The following is an 18,434-nucleotide window of genomic DNA, read 5'->3' as shown; positions in this document are numbered from 1 at the left end:
TCATCGCATTCATGAAATTCCAGGGCTCAGACAATTACGTCGCCACGCAGGACCTGATGCTCGCGGTCAACGCGGCCATCACACTCAAGCGCCCGCTGCTCGTCAAGGGCGAACCCGGCACCGGCAAGACCATGCTGGCCGAGGAAGTGGCCCAGTCGCTCGGCCTGCCGCTTCTGCAGTGGCACATCAAGTCGACCACCAAGGCGCAGCAGGGCCTCTATGAATACGACGCCGTGAGCCGCCTGCGCGACTCGCAGCTCAAGGACGTCGACGGCGGCGAACGCGTGAGCGACATCAACAACTACATCGTCAAGGGCGTGCTCTGGCAGGCCTTCACCGCCGACCAGCCGGTGGCGCTGCTCATCGACGAGATCGACAAGGCCGACATCGAATTCCCGAACGACCTGCTGCGCGAAATCGACCGCATGGAGTTCTACTGCTACGAGACGCGCGAGCTGATCCGCGCCAAGCACCGGCCGGTGGTGTTCATCACCTCGAACAACGAGAAGGAACTGCCCGACGCCTTCTTGCGCCGCTGCTTCTTCCACTACATCAAGTTCCCCGACGCCGAGACGATGAAGCACATCGTCGGCGTGCACTTCCCCGGCCTCAAGCAGGAACTGCTCGCGGCCGCGATGAAGACCTTCTACGACGTGCGCAACCTGCCCGGCCTGAAGAAGAAGCCTTCCACCTCCGAGCTGCTCGACTGGCTCAAGCTGCTGGTCGCCGAAGACATCCCGCTCGAAGCCCTGCAGAGCAAGGACGACAAGGTCGCCGTGCCGCCGCTGGTGGGTGCGCTGCTCAAGAACGAACAGGACGTGACGCTCTTCGAGAAGCTCGTCTTCATGCAACGCAACAACCGCTGAACCCATGAGCAGCCAGAAACACTCCACCAGGCAGCTCATGAAGCTGGGCATTGCCCAGGCCGTGATGTTCGTGGTGGGCGCGCTGCTGGGCCGCGGGCTCGGGCTGCTGCTGGGCCTCGACGCCTTCGGCAGCGGCGAATACAACAAGCGCGAAATCATCGGCATCGCGCTGATCGGCCTGGGCGGCGGCGCCGGCGCACAGGCCGCGCGCGTCTGGTACGCGGGCAAGTACGGCGATCCGCGCGGCTGAAGCCCGAGGAGAGCCCGGAGAAAAGAATGGCATTCGTCGAACCCGTCACGCTGAAGGCCCGCGGCATCGCGCTGGTGCCGCTGTCGCTCGAACACGAAGACGGCCTGCGCGCCGCGGCCGCCGACGGCGAGCTGTGGAAGCTGCGCGTCACCTCCGTGCCCGAGCCGGAGAACACCCGCACCTACATCGAGACCGCGCTCAAGACGGCTGACCGCTTCGCCTTCGCCGTGACCGACGAGGCCACCGGCACCGTGCTCGGCAGCACCAGCTTCCACGACATCCTGCCGGCCGTGAAGCGCGTGGAGATCGGCTACACGTGGTACGCCGCGCGCTGCCAGCGCACCCACGTCAACACCACCTGCAAGCTGCTGATGCTCACGCACGCCTTCGACGCGCTGGGTTGCAACGTGGTGGGCTGGCGCACCGACAACTTCAACTACGCCTCGCAGCGCGCCATCGAGCGGCTGGGCGCGAAGAAGGACGGCGTGATCCGCGGCCACGCGATGCGCCGCGACGGCACCATCCGCGACACCGTCATGTACAGCCTGCGTTCGGGCGAATGGCCCGAGGTGAAGGCGCAGCTGCTGTACCTGCTCGACAAGCCGCGCGGCTGAGCTGCCTGCCACACACAAGGAAGGAGCGCCCCAATGCTCATCGACTTCTTCTACACCCTGCGCTCGGCCAAGCTGCCGGTCTCGGTCAAGGAATACCTCACGCTGCTCGAGGCCCTGCAGGCCGACGTGGTGGGCCCCAACTCCGACGGCGCGCACAGCCTGGACGACTTCTACTACCTCTCGCGCACCGCGCTCGTGAAGGACGAGAAGCACTACGACAAGTTCGACCGCGCCTTCGCCGCCTATTTCAAGGGCGTGGAGATGCTCACCGACTTCACCAAGGAAGTGCCGCTCGACTGGCTCAGGAAGACGCTGGAGCGCGAGTTCACGGCCGAGGAAAAAGCCAAGATCGAGAAGATGGGCTGGGACGAGCTCATGGAAACGCTCAAGAAACGCTTCGAGGAGCAGAAGGAGCGCCACGAGGGCGGCAGCAAGTGGATCGGCACCGGCGGCACCTCGCCCTTCGGCAACGGCGGCTACAACCCGCAGGGCGTGCGTATCGGCGGCGCGGGCAAGAACAAGAGCGCCGTGAAGGTGTGGGACCAGCGCGCCTACAAGGACTACGACGACACGCAGGAGCTCGGCACCCGCAACATCAAGGTCGCGCTGCGCCGGCTGCGCAAGTTCGCGCGCGAGGGCCATGACGAGGAGCTGGACCTCGACGATACCATCCACTCGACCGCCGCCAACGCCGGCTTCCTCGACATCAAGATGCGGCCCGAGCGCCACAACAACGTCAAGGTGCTGCTGCTGATGGACGTGGGCGGCACGATGGACGAGCACATCCAGCGCGTGGAAGAGCTGTTCTCGGCCGTGAAGACCGAGTTCAAGCACCTGGAGTTCTTCTACTTCCACAACTGCGTGTACGACTTCATGTGGAAGAACAACAAGCGCCGCTTCTCCGAGAAGTTCGCGACCTGGGACATCCTGCGCAAGTACAACAAGGACTACAAGCTCATCTTCGTCGGTGACGCGACCATGAGTCCCTACGAGATCCTGCAGCCCGGCGGCAGCGTCGAATACAACAACGAGGAAGCCGGCGCCGAGTGGATCCAACGCCTCACGCACACCTTCCCGAAGTTCGCGTGGATCAACCCCGAGCCGCAGGGCGTGTGGCAGTACCGCCAGAGCATCGCGGTGATGCAGCAGCTGATGTCGAACCGCATGTACCCCCTCACGCTGCGGGGCCTCGAGGAAGCGATGCGCATGCTGTCCAAGTAGGACGATGCCGGCGATCCGGCCGGGCCTTCAGGAACCGGCCGGGCTTGCTGTCAGAATCCGCCCATGGTCAGGGCGGTTTCTGTTTCTTCGCCGGCGTTGTGGCCGGCTTTGCTTTTTTGCGGCGTCCTGCTCCTGCAAGGCTGCAGCCTGCTGCCGAAAAAGGACTCCGCCGAAGAAAGCAACAAGCCCGTGGCGGGCCTCGTGCGTGCCGGCTCGGCCGGCGGCACCACCACCGCTTCGGATGAGGCCGGCAAGGAAGACGGCGACAAGAAGCCCACGGACAAACGCGACGCCTTCACCGTCGACGTGCGCGGCCCCGAGGCCGTGCGCGACTACCTCAAGCTGCACCTCGAGATCCAGCGCTACCGCGAGCTCGACGACCTGGGCGCAACCGAGATCTCCCGCCTCATGGTGGCCGCAGAGGCCAATGCGCGCGAACTGCTCGGCACCCTCGGCTACTTCGCTCCCACGCTGACGCTCGAACTCAACGAGACGCCGCAGGGCGAGAAGGCCCCGCGCGAGATCGTCATCACCGTGTCGCCGGGCGAGATCACCAAGGTCAGCAACGTGCAGATCAGCTATGCCGGCGCCATCGCGGACGACGCGGCGGCCGAGTCGCAGCGCGATTCGATCCGCACCGCCTGGGCCCTGCGCGCCGGCCAGCCCTTCACGCAGCAGGCCTGGGACGATGCAAAGACCACCGCGCTGCGCAGCCTCACAGCCAGGCGCTTTCCCACCGGCACCATCGAGATCAGCCGCGCCGAGGTCGATGCAGACCGCAGCGAGGCGCGCCTGAGCGTCACCTACCAATCCGGTCCTGCCTACAGGTTCGGCCCGCTGGTGCTGCGCGGCATCCAGCGCTACGACCCCGACGGCGCGCGCCGCATCGCGCGCCTGCCCAGCGGCCAGGACTACGACCAGCAGAAGCTGCTCGACGCGCAGCAGCGCCTTGCCAGCAGCGGCTACTACGACTCGGTGTTCCTCACGCTCGACACCGAGAGCGGCAACCCGCTGGCCGCGCCCGTCATCGCGCAGCTGCGCGAGGCGCCGCTTCAGAAGGTGGTGCTGGGCGTGGGCTTCACCACCGACAACGGCCCGCGCCTGTCGATCGACCACATCCACAACCAGATCCCGCTGCTGGGCTGGCGCGCCGTCTCGCGGCTGTCGGTGGACAACGACATCAAGTCGCTCTCCACCGAATTGAAGGCGATTCCCGACGACCACGGCTGGCGCTGGTTCTCGGGCGCCGAGCTCAAGAGCGAGCAGGCGGGCAGCTACGTGGTCGACAGCGGACGCCTGCGCGGCGGGCGCGACAAGTCGGGCGACCACATCGACCGCAGCTACTTCCTGCAGTACGACTACGCGCAGAACCGCGGCACCAACGCCCCGCCCTCGGCCTCCGCCGTGACGGCCAACTGGGGCTGGACCGGGCGCTACTTCGACAACAACTCCGCGCCCTCGCGCGGCTTCGGCATCGCGCTCGAAGTGGCCGCGGGCTACACGCTCACCGGCGAGCGGACGCCCTTCACCCGCACCTACGCGCGCTGGCTCGGCGTGCTGCCGCTGGGCTCGGGCGAAGACAAGGAAACCAGCGCGCGCCGCAGCCGACTGCAACTGCGGCTCGAAGCCGGCGCGGTGGCGGCCAAGGAAAGCGCGCAGATTCCCTCCACGCTGATGTTCCTGACCGGCGGCGACACCACCGTGCGCGGCTACAGCTACAAGCAGATCGGCACCGTGCGCGCCGACGGCACCACGGTGGCCGGCCGCTACCTCGGCGTGGCCAGCGTTGAGTGGCAGCGCCCCTTCGTCTACAACAACAAGCTCACCGAATGGGAGAGCGTGGTGTTCGTCGACGCCGGCGCCGTGGCCGACAAGCCCGGCGAACTCAAGCCCAAGGTGGGCGTGGGCGTGGGCGCGCGCTGGCGCAGCCCGGTCGGGCCGGTGCAGGCCGACCTGGCCTACGGCGTGGACTCGAAGAAGTTCCGCCTGCACTTCCGCCTCGGCTTCACTTTCTGACTCACCGCCAGATGCAGACCGACGACGACAAATCCACGCCGACGACGCAGCCCCCTCGCCGCTCGCGCGCGCGCCGGGTGATGCGCGCCGTGGCCTGGACCCTGGCCGGCCTGCTGCTCGCCGTGGCGCTGCTGGTCGCGGGCGCATGGTGGTGGCTGGGCTCGAACACCTCGCTCGCCTTCGCGCTCGCGCAGGCCGCGCAGCGTCTGCCGGCCGGGCAGACGCTCGAAAGCCGCGACGTCACCGGCTCGCTGCGCACCGGCGGGCGCATCGGCTGGCTCAAGTACCAGAGCGAAAGCATCGCCGTCGAGGTGAACGACGCCACCATCGGCTGGCAGCTCGCGCCGCTGCTGCAGCGCAAGGTGCAGCTCGGCGAGGTGCATGCGAAGCAGGTGCTGATCGAGAAGCGCGGCCCGCCGAGCGACAAGCCCACCGAACCGCTCGAACAGCTCGCGCTGCCGGTCGAGGTCGAACTGCCCTTCCGCATCGACGAGCTGCGCTGGGCCGGCCCGCCGGTGCTGCAGGCGCTGAACCTTTCGGGCAGCTACAGCTACAAGGCCGCGGAGCACCTGCTCGAGGTGAAGGGCGTGGACATCGCCGACGGCCACTACAGCACCCGCGTGAAGCTGCAAGGCCCGGCGCCGATGGCGATCGATGCCGCACTCGACGGCCGGGTGAAGGCACCGCTGGCCGAGGACCACGACATCGACGTGCTCGCCACCGCCACCGTGAAAGGCACGCTTGCCGGCACCGCCGCGCGGCTGCAGGTCGCGGCCGAGCTGAAGCCGGCCGAGGAGAACGCCGACGCGCCCATGGAAGCCAGCCTGCAGGCGCAGATCGCGCCCTGGTTGCCCCAACCGGTGATCGACGCCAAGGCCAACCTGCGCAACGTCGATGCATCGAGCCTCTGGCCCGGCGCGCCGCAGACCCAGCTCACAGGCACCGTCGAGCTGCAGCCCGACGCCGACACCGGCCCCGCCGCATGGAAGGCCTCGGCCGACATCCGCAATGCCGTGCCCGGCCCGTGGAACGAAGAAAAGCTGCCGATCGAACAGGTGCAGGCCAGGGTCGGCTTCGACGGCACGCACTGGACCCTTCCCGAAGCCACCGTGCGCGCGGGTGGCGGGCGCATCGACGCGGCCGGCAAGTGGAGCCCCGCGCCCTCCCCCTGGCAGGCGCAGGCCACAGTGCGCGGCGTGCGCCCCGGCGCGCTGCACAGCCAGCTCTCCGGCGCCCCCGTCAGCGGCCAGCTCAAGGCCGAACAGAAGGAAAGCACCATCGTCTTCGACGCGACGTTGCGCGCCGAGGGCGGCGGCGCGGGCAGCAAGGCCCTGCCCGGCTTCGCGCTCGACCGCGCGCTGGCCCAGGGCCAGTGGAAAGACCAGGTGCTCGACCTGCGCACGCTGCGCATCGAGGCACAGCGCGCCAGCCTCGACGGCCGGCTGCAGGTGCGCGTGGCCGAGCAGGCCGCCAGCGGCAAGCTCGCGCTCGTGCTGCCGGGTGGCAGCGCGCAGGTCGAAGGCCGCATCGCGCCGAATGCGGGCGCAGGCGACATCAAGGCAAGCATCGACGATGCCGACACCCTGCAGCGCTGGGTGCAGGGCCTGCCGGGGCTGTCGGACGTGTTCGCCAACGCGAGTGCCAAGGGCTCGGCGAAGCTGGACGCCAGCTGGCAGGGCGGCTGGCAGGCCATCCAGCGCCGGCTTGATAACCCCAACGCGCCCGCGTCGCGCGGCAGCGCAGAACCCAGCCTCAAGGCCGTGCTCGGCGTGCCGCGCCTGGACTTGGCCCTGCCTTCCGCGCAGCCCGGCGGAACCACCACCGACATCCAGGTGCGCAACCTGCAGGCCGACCTCGCCGGCAGCCTCGCGCAGGCCACGCTCGCGCTGAAGGGCGAAGCCGCCACCGGCACGCAGAAGTTCGACATCGACACCCGCGCCAGCGGCGGCATCGCCGGTGCCGGCCAATGGCGCGCTGCGCTGGCCAGCCTGAAGCTGCAGGCGCAGGACAGCGCCCGCCCCGGCGCGCCATGGGTGCTGGAGCTGGGCCGCGAGGTCACGGCGACGATCCGCAGCGGCAACAACAGCGCGGGCACCGCGCCGCGTCTCGACGTGGAGGCCTCCGCCGCCTCAGCCACGCTGCGCGGCCCTGTCCCCGGCACCGTGCGCATCGACTGGCAACCGCTGCGCTTCAGCCAGAGCGGCGCCGCGTCCAACCGCGTGTTCCGCGTGCAGTCGAAGGGCCAGATGCAGGGCCTGCCGATGGCCTGGGCCGGCGCGTTCGGCGCGAGCACCGCGCTGAGCGAGTACGGCATCAGCGGCGACCTCATGTTCAACGGCGACTGGGACATCGACGCCGGCGACACGCTGCACGCCAAGGCCCGCCTCGCGCGCCAGAGCGGCGACATCCGCGTGCAGGCGGGCGAAGCGGCACTCGTCACGCGCATCACCAGCACCGGCACGGGCACCGCCAGCGAGCGCACGATGAATTCAGCCTCGGCAGCGGGCGGCGACGCGCCCAGCACGCCCGCGGGCCTGCGCCAGGCCGAGCTGCGCCTCGATGCCGACGGCGACGCCGTGCGCGCCGTGCTCGCTTGGGACAGCGAACGCGCCGGCAAGATCGACGCCGACATCAACACCCGCGTGCAGCAGCGCGCCGGCGGCTGGCAATGGGCTCCCGACGCGCCGCTGGGCGGCACCATCAAGGCCACGCTGCCGAACCTCGGCGTGTGGTCGATGCTCGCACCGCCGGGCTGGCGCATCGCCGGCACGCTCGACGCCAGCGCCACGCTCTCTGGCAACCGCGCCGTGCCGCGCTGGAACGGCACGCTGGGCGCCGACAAGCTCGCGCTGCGCGCACCCGTCGAAGGGCTGGACCTGCGCGACGGCAGGCTGCGCGCCACGCTCACCGGCGAGCGCGTGGAGATCACCGAATTCACGCTCAAGGGCGGCGCCGGCAGCTCCGCGCGCATCGGCGGCCAGAGCGGCAACCGCAGCACCGCCGCGAGCGAAGCCCGCACCGACGGCGGCACCCTCTCGGCCACAGGCGACCTCAGCTGGGGCCCGGCCGGCGGCACCGCCTCGGGCATCCGCATGGCCCTGCAGGGCCAGTTGCGCGCGCTGCGCGTGCTGGTGCGCACCGACCGGCAGGTCACGCTCTCGGGCGACCTGCAGGCCAGGCTGGACAACGGCCAGTTCACCGTGCGCGGCAAGCTCAAGACCGACCGCGCCGTCATCATCCTGCCCGACGAAACGGCGCCCAGCCTGGGCAGCGACGTGGTCGTGCGCTCCGCCGCCAAGGACCGCGAGGCGGCCGAGACGGCGCAGCGCGAGTCCGCCCGCGCCGACGCGCAGGCCGCCAAGCCGCAGACCGCGAAACCGCCGGACATCGCCGTCGACTTCGACCTCGGCGACGACTTCGCGGTGCAGGGCCGCGGCATCACCACCCGGCTCGAAGGCAACCTGGAAATCCGCAGCACGAGGCTGAACGCGCCGCCGCGCATCACCGGCGAAGTGAAGACCGTGAAGGGCCAGTACCGCGCCTACGGCCAGCAGCTCGACGTGGAGACCGGCATCGCGCGTTTCAACGGACCCTTCGACAACCCGGCGCTCGACATCCTCGCGATCCGGCCGAACCTGTCGCAGCGCGCGGGCGTGCAGATCACCGGCACCGCGCAGTCGCCGCGCGTGAAGCTGTATTCGGAGCCGGCGCTGTCCGATGCCGAAACGTTGTCGTGGGTGATCCTGGGCCGCGCCTCGGCCACCAGCGGCGGCGAATCGGTGCTGCTGCAGCAGGCCGCGCTGTCGCTGCTCGGCAGGATCGGCGGCGGTGGCACCGGCGGCGGCCTGGCCAGCCGCTTCGGACTGGACGAGCTCGGCTTCAAGGGCCCGGGCAGCGGCGGCGACCTGCGCGAGTCGGCCGTGACGCTGGGCAAGCGGCTGTCGAAGGATTTCTACATCACCTACGAACGCAGCATCGGCGGCACCTTCGGCACGCTCTTCATCTTCTACGACCTGACGACGCGCCTCACACTGCGCGGGCAGGCCGGCCAGACCAGCGGGCTCGACCTGATCTACACGGTCAAGTACGACTGAAGGCGGCAGCGGGGTACCGCATCCGACTTCGGTCTTGACCCGCGTCTCGCGCGCGTGATAAGAACCGTCCCTCGCCTTCACCGAGGAGCGACGACGATGAAAAAAGATGGAGACAAGGGCGAGAGCCTTCGGAACTTTCCAGAAGGCTCTCGGACGTCCGCCCCACCCGGGCTCTCGCGCATCGCGTTCATGCGCGGCGCGCTGCGCGGCACGATCGCGCTGATCGCGGGCATCGCGGCGGTGGCTTCCATTCCCTACTGGGGTGGCGAGCACTTCCCGGTCACGAGCCTCGTGATCTACGTGGCGGGCATGGTGTTCATCGCCATGCCGCTGTGCCTCTACTACGAATCGCTGCTGCAGGCGCAGGAAGGCCCGGCACGCGAGCAGCCTCCCATCACGCCCGCGCAGGCGTGACCGCAGCGGTGCCCCTGCTCAGCTCCCGGTAGCGGGCAGCAGCGTCGCGCGGTGACTGCGGATCGCCGAGGCGACGATCGGCATCAGCAGCGGCGTCTTGCCCGCGTCGAAATCGCGCATCAGCTGGATGCGCATGCTCGGCGCCCAGAACGACTTCAGGTGCGCGGCGATTGCCTGCGTGGCAGCGCCCGCATCGCTCGGCGACTGCGCCTGGAAGAAGGTGCCGATCTGGTTGGCCATCTTGACCAGCTGTGCCGAGTGATCGTGCTCCATGGGACTTTCTGAAAAATGTGTTGCTTGATGAAGTAATGAAGCTTCAGCGCACGCTGTGCGGCTGTGCCGTGCGCAGCCGCTGCGGATGGCTGTAGACGCCCAGGTCGTGCTGCCGCGCGAAGCCCACCAGCGTGAGGCCCGCGCGCTGCGCCGTGGCCACCGCGAAGGAGGTCGGTGCCGACACCGCGGCGAGCAGCGGTGCGCCGGCCATCGCGGCCTTCTGCACCATCTCGAAGCTCGCGCGGCTGGTGACGGCAATGAAGCCGGCCGAGGCATCGACGTCGTTGGCAGCGAGCGCGCCCACGAGCTTGTCGAGCGCGTTGTGGCGGCCCACGTCCTCGCGCAGCCACATCACCTCGCCATCGGCAGAGCACCAGGCGGCCGCGTGCACGCCGCCGGTGGCTTCCTGCAGGGTCTGCTGCGACGGCAGCTGCGACATCGCGCGGCCGATGGCCTCGCGGTCGAACCGTGCGGTGTCGCCGCCGCTCAGCACCGGCAGTTCGCGCGACACCTGAGTCAGGCTCTCGGTGCCGCACAGGCCGCAGCCGGTGCGCCCGGCCATCGAGCGGCGGCGCTGCTTCAGGCGCGAGAAGGCGGCGCCCGACACCTGCATGTGCACCGTGAAGCCCAGCGCCGACTGCTCGGCCTCCACCGAATAGAGCTCGTGCGCCGCATCGAGGATGCCTTCGCTGAGCGAGAAGCCGAGCGCGAAGTCTTCCAGGTCGAGCGGCGTCGCGAGCATCACCGCGTGCGAGATGCCGTTGTATTCGAGTGCCACGGGCACTTCCTCGGCCACCCAGTCCTGCACATCGAACGGCCGGCCGCCGCGCACGCCGCGCACGGGCAGCAGCTGCGCGCCTTCGCAGAACTGCACGGTGTCGGTTGCCAGGTTCATGCGGCGGGCATCCTCACTTGGCCGGCACCATCTCGCCGCCCTGCGGCGCCGACGCGGCGGCGAGCAGCTCGTGCTGCGTGCGGTTGAAGCGGCTGTACTCCTGCTGCCACGAAGATGGCTGCATCACCGGCATCACCTGCACCGCCGTGACCTTGTACTCGGGGCAGTTGGTGGCCCAGTCGGAGTTGTCGGTGGTGATCACGTTCGCGCCCGACTCAGGGAAGTGGAAGGTGGTGTAGACCACGCCCGGCTGCACGCGCTCGGACACCGTGGCGCGCAGCACCGTCTCGCCCGCGCGGCTCTGGATGCCGACCCAGTCGCCTTCCTTCACGCCGCGCTCCTCGGCATCGTGCGGATGGATCTCCAGCCGGTCCTCGCTGTGCCACTGGTTGTTCTCGGTGCGCCGCGTCTGCGCGCCCACGTTGTACTGCGAGAGGATGCGCCCGGTGGTCAGGAGCAGTGGGAACCTGCGCGTGACCTTCTCGTCGGTCGCCACGTACTGCGTGACGATGAACTTGCCCTTGCCGCGCACGAAGCGGTCGATGTGCATGGTGGGCGTGCCGTCGGGTGCGTTCTCGTTGCAGGGCCACTGGATGCTGCCGAGCTCGTCGAGGCGCTTGTAGCTCACGCCGTGGAAGGTGGGCGTAAGCGCGGCGATCTCGTCCATGATCGCCTCGGGGCTCTTGTAGTCCATCGGATAGCCGAGAGCCTGCGCGAGCTTCACGGTCACCTCCCAGTCGGCAAGGCCGGCCTTGGGCGGCATCACCTTGCGCACGCGCGAGATGCGGCGCTCTGCATTGGTGAAGGTGCCGTCCTTCTCCAGGAACGAGGAGCCCGGCAGGAATACGTGCGCGTACTTGGCGGTCTCGTTGAGGAAGATGTCCTGCACCACCACGCATTCCATGCCCATCATCGCGGCCGCCACGTGCTGCGTGTTCGGGTCGGACTGCACGATGTCCTCGCCTTCGCAGTACAGGCCCTTGAAACTGCCGCCGATGGCGGCGTCGAACATGTTGGGAATGCGAAGGCCCGGCTCGGGGTTGATCTGCACGCCCCAGGCCGACTCGAACGTGGCGCGCGTGGTGCTGTCCGAAACATGCCGGTAGCCCGGCAGCTCGTGCGGGAAGGAGCCCATGTCGCAGGAGCCCTGCACGTTGTTCTGGCCGCGCAGCGGGTTCACGCCCACGCCTTCGCGGCCGACGTTGCCGGTGACCATGGCGAGATTGGCGATGCCCATCACGGTCGTCGAGCCCTGGCTGTGCTCGGTCACGCCCAGGCCGTAGTAGATGGCGCCATTGCCCGCCTTGGCGAACAGGCGCGCGGCGGCGCGCATCTCTGCCGCCGGCACGCCGGTGACCTGCTCGGTGGCCTCGGGCGACTGTTCGGGGCGCTCCACGTACGACTTCCATTCCTTGAACGAGGCCGAGTCGCAGCGTTCGGCGACGAAGTCGTCGGCCATCAGCCCTTCGGTGACGATGACGTGCGCCAGCGCCGTGACCACGGCCACGTTGGTACCGGGCCGCAGCTGCAGGTGATGCGCGGCCTTGATGTGCGGCGACTTCACGATGTCGATGCGGCGCGGATCGACCACGATCAGCTTCGCGCCCTGGCGCAGCCGTTTCTTCATGCGCGAGGCGAACACCGGGTGGCCGTCTGTGGGGTTGGCACCGATCACCATGATCACGTCGGCCTTGTCCACCGAGGCAAAGGTCTGCGTGCCCGCAGATTCGCCCAGCGTCTGCTTCAGGCCGTAGCCCGTGGGCGAATGGCACACGCGCGCGCAGGTATCGACGTTGTTGTTGCCGAAGGCGGCGCGCACCAGCTTCTGCACGAGGTAGGTTTCCTCGTTGGTGCAGCGCGACGAAGTGATGCCGCCGATGGAGTCCTTGCCGTACTTGGCCTGCAGGCGCTTGAACTCGCTGGCCGCGTAGTTGATGGCCGTGTCCCAGCTCACCTCCTGCCACGGGTCGCTGATGTTCTTGCGGATCATCGGCTTGAGCATGCGGTCCTGGTGCGTGGCATAGCCCCATGCGAAGCGGCCCTTCACGCAGGAGTGGCCCTCGTTGGCCTTGCCGTCCTTCCACGGCACCATGCGCACGACCTCGTTGCCCTTCATCTCGGCCTTGAAGGCGCAGCCCACGCCGCAGTAGGCGCAGGTGGTGATCACGCTGTGCTCGGGCTGGCCGAGCCAGATCACCGACTTCTCCTGCAGCGTGGCGGTGGGGCAGGCTTCGACGCAGGCGCCGCAGCTCACGCATTCCGAATCCATGAAGGCCTCGTCCTGGCCCGGCGACACGCGCGACTCGAAGCCGCGGCCGCTGATGGTCAGCGCGAAGGTACCCTGCGTTTCCTCGCAGGCGCGCACGCAACGGTTGCAGACGATGCACTTCGACGGGTCGTAGCTGAAGTACGGGTTCGACTCGTCCTTCTCGCTCTTGATGTGATTGGCACCGTCGAAGCCGTAGCGCACGTTGCGCAGGCCGGTCACGCCCGCCATGTCCTGCAGCTCGCAGTTGCCGTTGGCCGAGCAGGTGAGGCAGTCGAGCGGATGGTCGGAGATGTAGAGTTCCATCACGCCCTTGCGCAGCTCCTGCAGCTTCGGCGTCTGGGTGCGCACCTTCATGCCCGCCTCGGCCGGCGTGGTGCACGAGGCCGGAAAGCCACGGCGCCCCTCGATCTCGACCAGGCACAGCCGGCACGAGCCGAAGGGCTCCAGGCTGTCGGTGGCGCAGAGCTTGGGCACCTGGATGCCCGCATCCACCGCCGCACGCATCAGCGAGGTGCCCGCGGGCACCGTGACTTCGTTGCCGTCGATCTCCAGCGTCACCTCGCGCTCGGATTCGCGCTTGGGGGTGCCGTAGTCGGTTTCCTTGAGATGGTCCAACATGTCTGTCTAGCCTTGCTGATTTCTTCTCTGGATGCGGCCCGGGGCTCAGGCAGCTTTTCGGTCAGGTGCTTCGATGCCGAAGTCCTGCGGGAAATGGTCCAGCGCCGAGAGCACCGGGAAAGGCGTCATGCCGCCCATGGCGCACAGCGAGCCGTGGACCATCGTGTCGCACAGGTCGCGCAGCAGCATCACCTGCTGCGGACGGTTCTGATTGCCGCGGATCTTGTCGATCACCTCGACGCCGCGCGTCGATCCGATGCGGCAGGGCGTGCACTTGCCGCACGACTCCAATGCGCAGAACTCCATCGCGTAGCGCGCGAGCTTCGACAGGTCGGCCGTGTCGTCGTGCACCACGATGCCGCCGTGGCCCACGGTGCCGCCGACGGCCGCATAGGCTTCGTAGTCGAGCGGCAGGTCCCACTTCGATTCGGGCAGGTAGGCGCCCAGCGGCCCGCCGACCTGCACAGCCTTGATCGGCCGGCCCGAGGCCGAGCCCCCGCCGTAGTCGTAGAGCAGCTCGCGCAGCGTGACGCCGAAGGCCTTCTCGACCAGGCCACCGTACTTGATGTTGCCCGCCAGCTGCATCGGCAGCGTGCCACGCGAGCGGCCCACGCCGTAGTCGCGGTAGAAGGCCGCGCCGCGCGCCAGGATCAGCGGCACGCTGGCCAGCGTGATGACGTTGTTGATCAGCGTGGGCTGGCCGAACAGGCCTTCGATGGCCGGCAGCGGCGGCTTGGCGCGCACGATGCCGCGCTTGCCCTCCAGGCTTTCGAGCAGCGCCGTTTCCTCGCCGCACACGTACGAGCCCGCGCCCTTGCGCACGGCGAGCGAGAAGCGCTTGCCCGAACGCAGGATGTTGTCGCCGAGGAAGCCCGCGGCCTCCGCGACGCGGATGGCCTCGTTCAGCGTCGCGATCGCATGCGGATACTCCGAGCGCACGTAGATGTAGCCCTGCGTCGCGCCGGTGGCGAGGCCCGCGATGGTCATGCCCTCGATCAGCATGAAGGGGTCGCCCTCCATGGTCATGCGGTCGGAGAAGGTGCCCGAGTCGCCCTCGTCGGCGTTGCAGACGATGTACTTCTGCGCCGCCACCGTGCCCAGCACCGTCTTCCACTTGATGCCCGCCGGAAAGGCCGCGCCGCCGCGTCCGCGCAGGCCCGAGTCGAGCACCTGCTGCACGATCTCCTCGGGCGCGAGCGCCAGCGCGCGGCGCAGGCCGGCGAAGCCCTCGTAGGCCTGGTAGTCGGTGAGCGACACCGGGTCGGTGATGCCCATGCGTGAGAAGGTCAGGCGCTCCTGCTTCTTCAGGTACGGAATGTCTTCGGTCGGGCCGAGCGCGAGCGGATGCTTGCCGCCCGTGAGGAAGCCTGCATCGAACAGGCCGGCCACGTCGTCGGGCGTCACCGGCCCGTAGGCCATGCGGCCGGCGGGCGTGTTCACCTCCACCAGCGGCTCGAGCCAGAACATGCCGCGCGAGCCGTTGCGCACCAGCTCGAGCATCAGGCCGCGCGCCGCAGCCTCCTTCGCGATGCATCGGGCCACGCGGTCCGCGCCGGCAGCGAGCGCGGCCGAGTCGCGCGGAACGTAGACGGTGATCGTGCTCATGCGCGGCCTCCTTCGGCCTGCGCCAGCAGTGCGTCGAATGCCTTGGGCGTCACGCGCGCATGCGGCTGGTCGTCCAGCGTCATCGCGGGCGACGAGGCGCACAGGCCGAGGCAGAACGCCGGCTCCAGCGTGAACGCACCGTCGCTGGTGGTACCGTGCGCACCGCAACCCAGGCGCAGTTCGGCGTGCGCGAGCAATGCGTCCGCGCCCATCGACTGGCAGGCTTCGGCGCGGCAGATCTGGATCACATGGCGGCCCGCGGGCTCGCTGCGGAAGTGGTGGTAGTAGGTGACGACGCCGTGGACCTCGGCGCGCGAGAGGTTCTGCGCCTCGGCGATCACCGGCACCGCGTGGGCGGGGATGTAGCCGAGCGCATCCTGCACGTCGTGCAGTATCGGCAGCAGCGCGCCGGGCTCGTTCGCATGCAGCTGCAGGATGCGCTGCACGGCGGCGAGTGCGTCCGCATCGTGCTGCCCTTGCCGCGCCTGTTCTTGTTTCATGGTCCGTCCGATCTGCTCCGTTGCCATCAGCTTGCAAGCGGAGCTGTTTTCATCGTGGTTCTGTCACGGGTTCGACGTCGTGGAATTCGACGCGAATCCCGTGGTCATCCGCTTGGGGATCAATGTCGATGAATCGGGCGTCGGGGGCCTTGACACAAGTCAATTTCCGCCGAAACAAGCACGGTGCCAATGCGCACAAACCCTGCGGCCGAGCAGGGTTTCAATGCGCACAACCCTGCGGCCACGCAGGGTTTCGGAAGGACCGGAAAGACCCTATCGGGTGGAAGCTTCGCGCGCCCTGCGCAACTGCGCCTCGGCCTGCGCGTCGTCGACCTCGCCGACGACCTTTGCGGGGCGGCCCGCGATGCGCGAGCGATCGGGAAAGACCTTGCCTTCGGTCAGCAGCGAACCGGACTCGACGATGCACGAGCGCCCCACCACCGAGCCGTTGAGCGCGATGGTGTGCTCGCCGATCACCGCGCCGTCGCCCACGGTGCAGCCGTGCAGCATCACGTGCGGCTCCACCGTCACGTCGGCGCCGATGGTCAGCGGATAGCCCGGGTCCGCGTGCAGCATCACGCCCGCCTGCACTTGGCTGCCGCGGCCGACCGTGATGGGCTCGTTGTCGCCGCGCAGCACCGAGTGCGCGCCGATGCGGCTGCCGGGCGCCAGCACGACCTGCCCGATCACGCTGGCGCTTTCGGCCACGCGGGCGCTGGCGTCGATGACCGGTTCATGCGCGTCAAGTCGGTAGATCGTCACTGCGGGGGCTCCTGTTCATCGGCAAAAAGCCCCGCCATCTTCATGGCGGGGCTGTGTGGGGAAGCAATGTCCGGATGGTACCGGCGATGGAGGGAAACCGGTTGCCTATTCGGCGCGGCTCGCCTCGATGTGCTTGCGGCGCATCGGCCGCAGCACGAACCACGCCATCAGCGCCGCGAGCGCATTGACCGCGCTGGCCGCGATGAAGACGGCCTGCCAGCTGCCGGTGGCGGCGGCCAGAACGCTCGACAGCGGTACCAGCAGCGAGGCCGTGCCCTTGGCGGTGTAGAGCATGCCGGCGTTGGATGCCGCGTACCTGGAGCCGAAGGTGTCGGCGCAGGTCGAGGGGAACAGGCTGTAGATCTCGCCCCATGCGAAGAACACGATGCCCGTGAGGATCACGAAGAGGATCGGGTTCTGGCCGTAGTGGTAGAGCATCAGGATGCCGACCGACTCCATCGCGAAGGCGATGAACATGGTCTGCTCGCGGCCGATCTTGTCGGACACCCAGCCGAAGAAGGGCCGCGTGAGGCCGTTGAGCACGCGGTCGATCGCCAGCGCAAAGGTCAGCGCGGGCAGCACCAGTCCCATGATGTTGACCGGCACGTCCATGATCTTGAAGTCCTTGGCGATGGGCGCGAGCTGCGCGGTGGCCATCAGGCCGCCGGCGGCCACCATCACGAACATCGCGTACATCACCCAGAAGACAGGCGAGCGCAGCACCTCCGAGGGCGCGTAGTCGCGGCGCGACTGCTGCACGTTGCGGCTTCCCGAGGCCTTGGCATGGTCGGGTGCGCGGGTGAGCATCCATGCGAGCAGGAACACGATGAGTCCCTGCCCGATCCCAAAATAAAGAAAGGCTGCCTCGTAGCCGCTCGACTTGATCATCGCGGAGATCGGGATGATCGTGAGCGCCGAGCCCGCGCCGAAGCCCGCCGCCGTCATGCCCGCTGCAAGCCCCCGGCGGTCGGGGAACCACTTGAGCGCATTGCCCACGCAGGTGCCGTAGACAGCGCCCGCGCCGATGCCGCCGATAGCCGCAGCAACGTACAGCAGCGTCAGCGAATCGGCCACCGAGTTGAGCACCCAGCCGAGGCCGCACAGCACGCCGCCCACCAGCACCACGGGACGCGGGCCGAAGCGGTCGACGAGGTAGCCCTCGATGGGCACCAGCCAGGTCTCGGTGAGAACGAAGATGGTGAACGCCACCTGGATCGCGGCGCGGCTCCAGCCGTGCTTGTCGGCGATCGGATTGACGAAGAGCGTCCAGCCGTACTGCAGGTTGGCGATCATCGCCATGCAGACGATGCCGATCAGCAACTGACCCCATCGGTACGCCTCGGATCGGGTCGCGGTGGCGCCATAAGTTTCGGACGGGGGGTACATCGCGGGGTTGGATCCTGCGATCGTGGAGGTGGGCCGAGTCATGGAGTTGTCCTTGGTGTTTTCGTTGAAATCCGACGGGCTGCAAATGCAGAGCAATCAGTCGAGCTAGCGATGCGCATCGACGGGCGACGAGGCTTCGTTGACATCGATACACGGCATTGGGATCACCAGTTTTCTGCGCGTGAATGACTGTCGGACCGAGCGACTCAAAAACTCTTGACCTCAGTCAAGTTCACACGAATCGCGCTCTCGCGGAACCCCCGAGGTATCCCTATGAAATTGCGCCGTGCGCGATGCGCGATGAGAGGGCTTTGCGATGCGCATCCGGCGATGCTTTCGCGTTGCATGAAGGAAGAGAAATCGATGAGCGGAGTTCGATGATTTCCGCGTGATGCTTGAGCGATCGACGCGATGGTTCATGCGTCGTCTTCGGTGACTCCGCGGTGCGCGTTGCGCGCACTTCCGCTTCTCTTTCGAAGGGCTCTGGCAGCGGGATTTCCGGCGTATCCGGCCCCTCATCTGAAAAGGAAAAAATTGACCCAGGTCAAGAAACGCGAAAATGGCGTTTGCCCTCGTCTAGGGTAAACCCTAAAATTCAGGGTAATCCCTTCGGTCTTTTCGATTCAGTTTCAGATTCTTTTCTTGGAGCAC

At 68.1% G+C, this 18,434-nt stretch carries 14 protein-coding genes; 7 read left to right on the top strand and 7 right to left on the bottom strand.

Annotation, left to right across the window (positions count from 1 at the left end; translation table 11 throughout):
* Window positions 1-11 precede the first annotated feature (11 nt).
* The 7 genes from EJO71_RS14395 to EJO71_RS14365 all read left to right on the top strand — a co-directional run bounded on the left by EJO71_RS14395 (window position 12) and on the right by EJO71_RS14365 (window position 9,475).
* Window positions 12-866, top strand: a complete 855-nt coding sequence (locus tag EJO71_RS14395; protein ID WP_093206569.1) for a MoxR family ATPase — start codon at window positions 12-14, stop codon at window positions 864-866.
* A 4-nt stretch (window positions 867-870) separates the two neighbouring features.
* On the top strand, window positions 871-1,116 hold the full coding sequence (locus tag EJO71_RS14390) for a hypothetical protein (RefSeq protein WP_125949414.1): 246 nt from the start codon (window positions 871-873) through the stop codon (window positions 1,114-1,116).
* Between the two features lie 26 nt (window positions 1,117-1,142).
* Complete coding sequence (locus EJO71_RS14385) at window positions 1,143-1,730, top strand: GNAT family protein (protein ID WP_125949415.1); 588 nt, start codon at window positions 1,143-1,145, stop codon at window positions 1,728-1,730.
* Window positions 1,731-1,763: 33 nt separating this feature from the next.
* Window positions 1,764-2,951: a VWA domain-containing protein gene (locus EJO71_RS14380; protein WP_125949416.1), complete on the top strand. Its 1,188-nt coding sequence runs from the start codon at window positions 1,764-1,766 to the stop codon at window positions 2,949-2,951.
* Window positions 2,952-3,014: 63 nt separating this feature from the next.
* Window positions 3,015-4,967 carry a BamA/TamA family outer membrane protein gene (locus tag EJO71_RS14375; RefSeq protein WP_125949417.1) on the top strand — a complete coding sequence of 651 codons (1,953 nt, stop codon included), beginning with the start codon at window positions 3,015-3,017 and terminating at the stop codon, window positions 4,965-4,967.
* A gap of 11 nt (window positions 4,968-4,978) precedes the next feature.
* Window positions 4,979-9,061 (top strand): translocation/assembly module TamB domain-containing protein, encoded by a 4,083-nt coding sequence (locus EJO71_RS14370; RefSeq protein ID WP_125949418.1) that lies wholly within the window; start codon window positions 4,979-4,981, stop codon window positions 9,059-9,061.
* Window positions 9,062-9,157: 96 nt separating this feature from the next.
* Window positions 9,158-9,475 (top strand): hypothetical protein, encoded by a 318-nt coding sequence (locus tag EJO71_RS14365; protein WP_125949419.1) that lies wholly within the window; start codon window positions 9,158-9,160, stop codon window positions 9,473-9,475.
* 18 nt (window positions 9,476-9,493) lie between these two features.
* Here the strand turns inward: EJO71_RS14365 and EJO71_RS14360 are convergent, their stop codons facing one another.
* The 7 genes from EJO71_RS14360 to oxlT form a co-directional block, all read right to left on the bottom strand.
* Window positions 9,494-9,748 carry a formate dehydrogenase subunit delta gene (locus EJO71_RS14360; protein WP_125949420.1) on the bottom strand — a complete coding sequence of 85 codons (255 nt, stop codon included), beginning with the start codon at window positions 9,746-9,748 and terminating at the stop codon, window positions 9,494-9,496.
* Between the two features lie 43 nt (window positions 9,749-9,791).
* Window positions 9,792-10,643: a formate dehydrogenase accessory sulfurtransferase FdhD gene (gene fdhD / locus EJO71_RS14355; RefSeq protein WP_125949421.1), complete on the bottom strand. Its 852-nt coding sequence runs from the start codon at window positions 10,641-10,643 to the stop codon at window positions 9,792-9,794.
* Window positions 10,644-10,656: 13 nt separating this feature from the next.
* Complete coding sequence (gene fdhF / locus EJO71_RS14350) at window positions 10,657-13,530, bottom strand: formate dehydrogenase subunit alpha (RefSeq protein WP_125949422.1); 2,874 nt, start codon at window positions 13,528-13,530, stop codon at window positions 10,657-10,659.
* Window positions 13,531-13,575: 45 nt separating this feature from the next.
* On the bottom strand, window positions 13,576-15,135 hold the full coding sequence (locus tag EJO71_RS14345; RefSeq protein WP_125949423.1) for a formate dehydrogenase beta subunit: 1,560 nt from the start codon (window positions 15,133-15,135) through the stop codon (window positions 13,576-13,578).
* Window positions 15,132-15,635: a formate dehydrogenase subunit gamma gene (locus tag EJO71_RS14340; protein ID WP_125949424.1), complete on the bottom strand. Its 504-nt coding sequence runs from the start codon at window positions 15,633-15,635 to the stop codon at window positions 15,132-15,134. The genes EJO71_RS14345 and EJO71_RS14340 overlap by 4 nt, the downstream gene beginning before the upstream one ends.
* 273 nt (window positions 15,636-15,908) lie before the next feature.
* Window positions 15,909-16,397: a gamma carbonic anhydrase family protein gene (locus EJO71_RS14335; RefSeq protein WP_125949425.1), complete on the bottom strand. Its 489-nt coding sequence runs from the start codon at window positions 16,395-16,397 to the stop codon at window positions 15,909-15,911.
* A 105-nt stretch (window positions 16,398-16,502) separates the two neighbouring features.
* Window positions 16,503-17,825: an oxalate/formate MFS antiporter gene (oxlT, locus tag EJO71_RS14330; protein WP_125949426.1), complete on the bottom strand. Its 1,323-nt coding sequence runs from the start codon at window positions 17,823-17,825 to the stop codon at window positions 16,503-16,505.
* Between the last annotated feature and the right edge of the window lie 609 nt (window positions 17,826-18,434).

The organism is Variovorax sp. 679, assembly GCF_003952185.1.
In the GTDB taxonomy this organism is placed as follows: domain Bacteria; phylum Pseudomonadota; class Gammaproteobacteria; order Burkholderiales; family Burkholderiaceae_C; genus Variovorax.
This window is presented reverse-complemented; position numbering and strand designations above follow the sequence as displayed.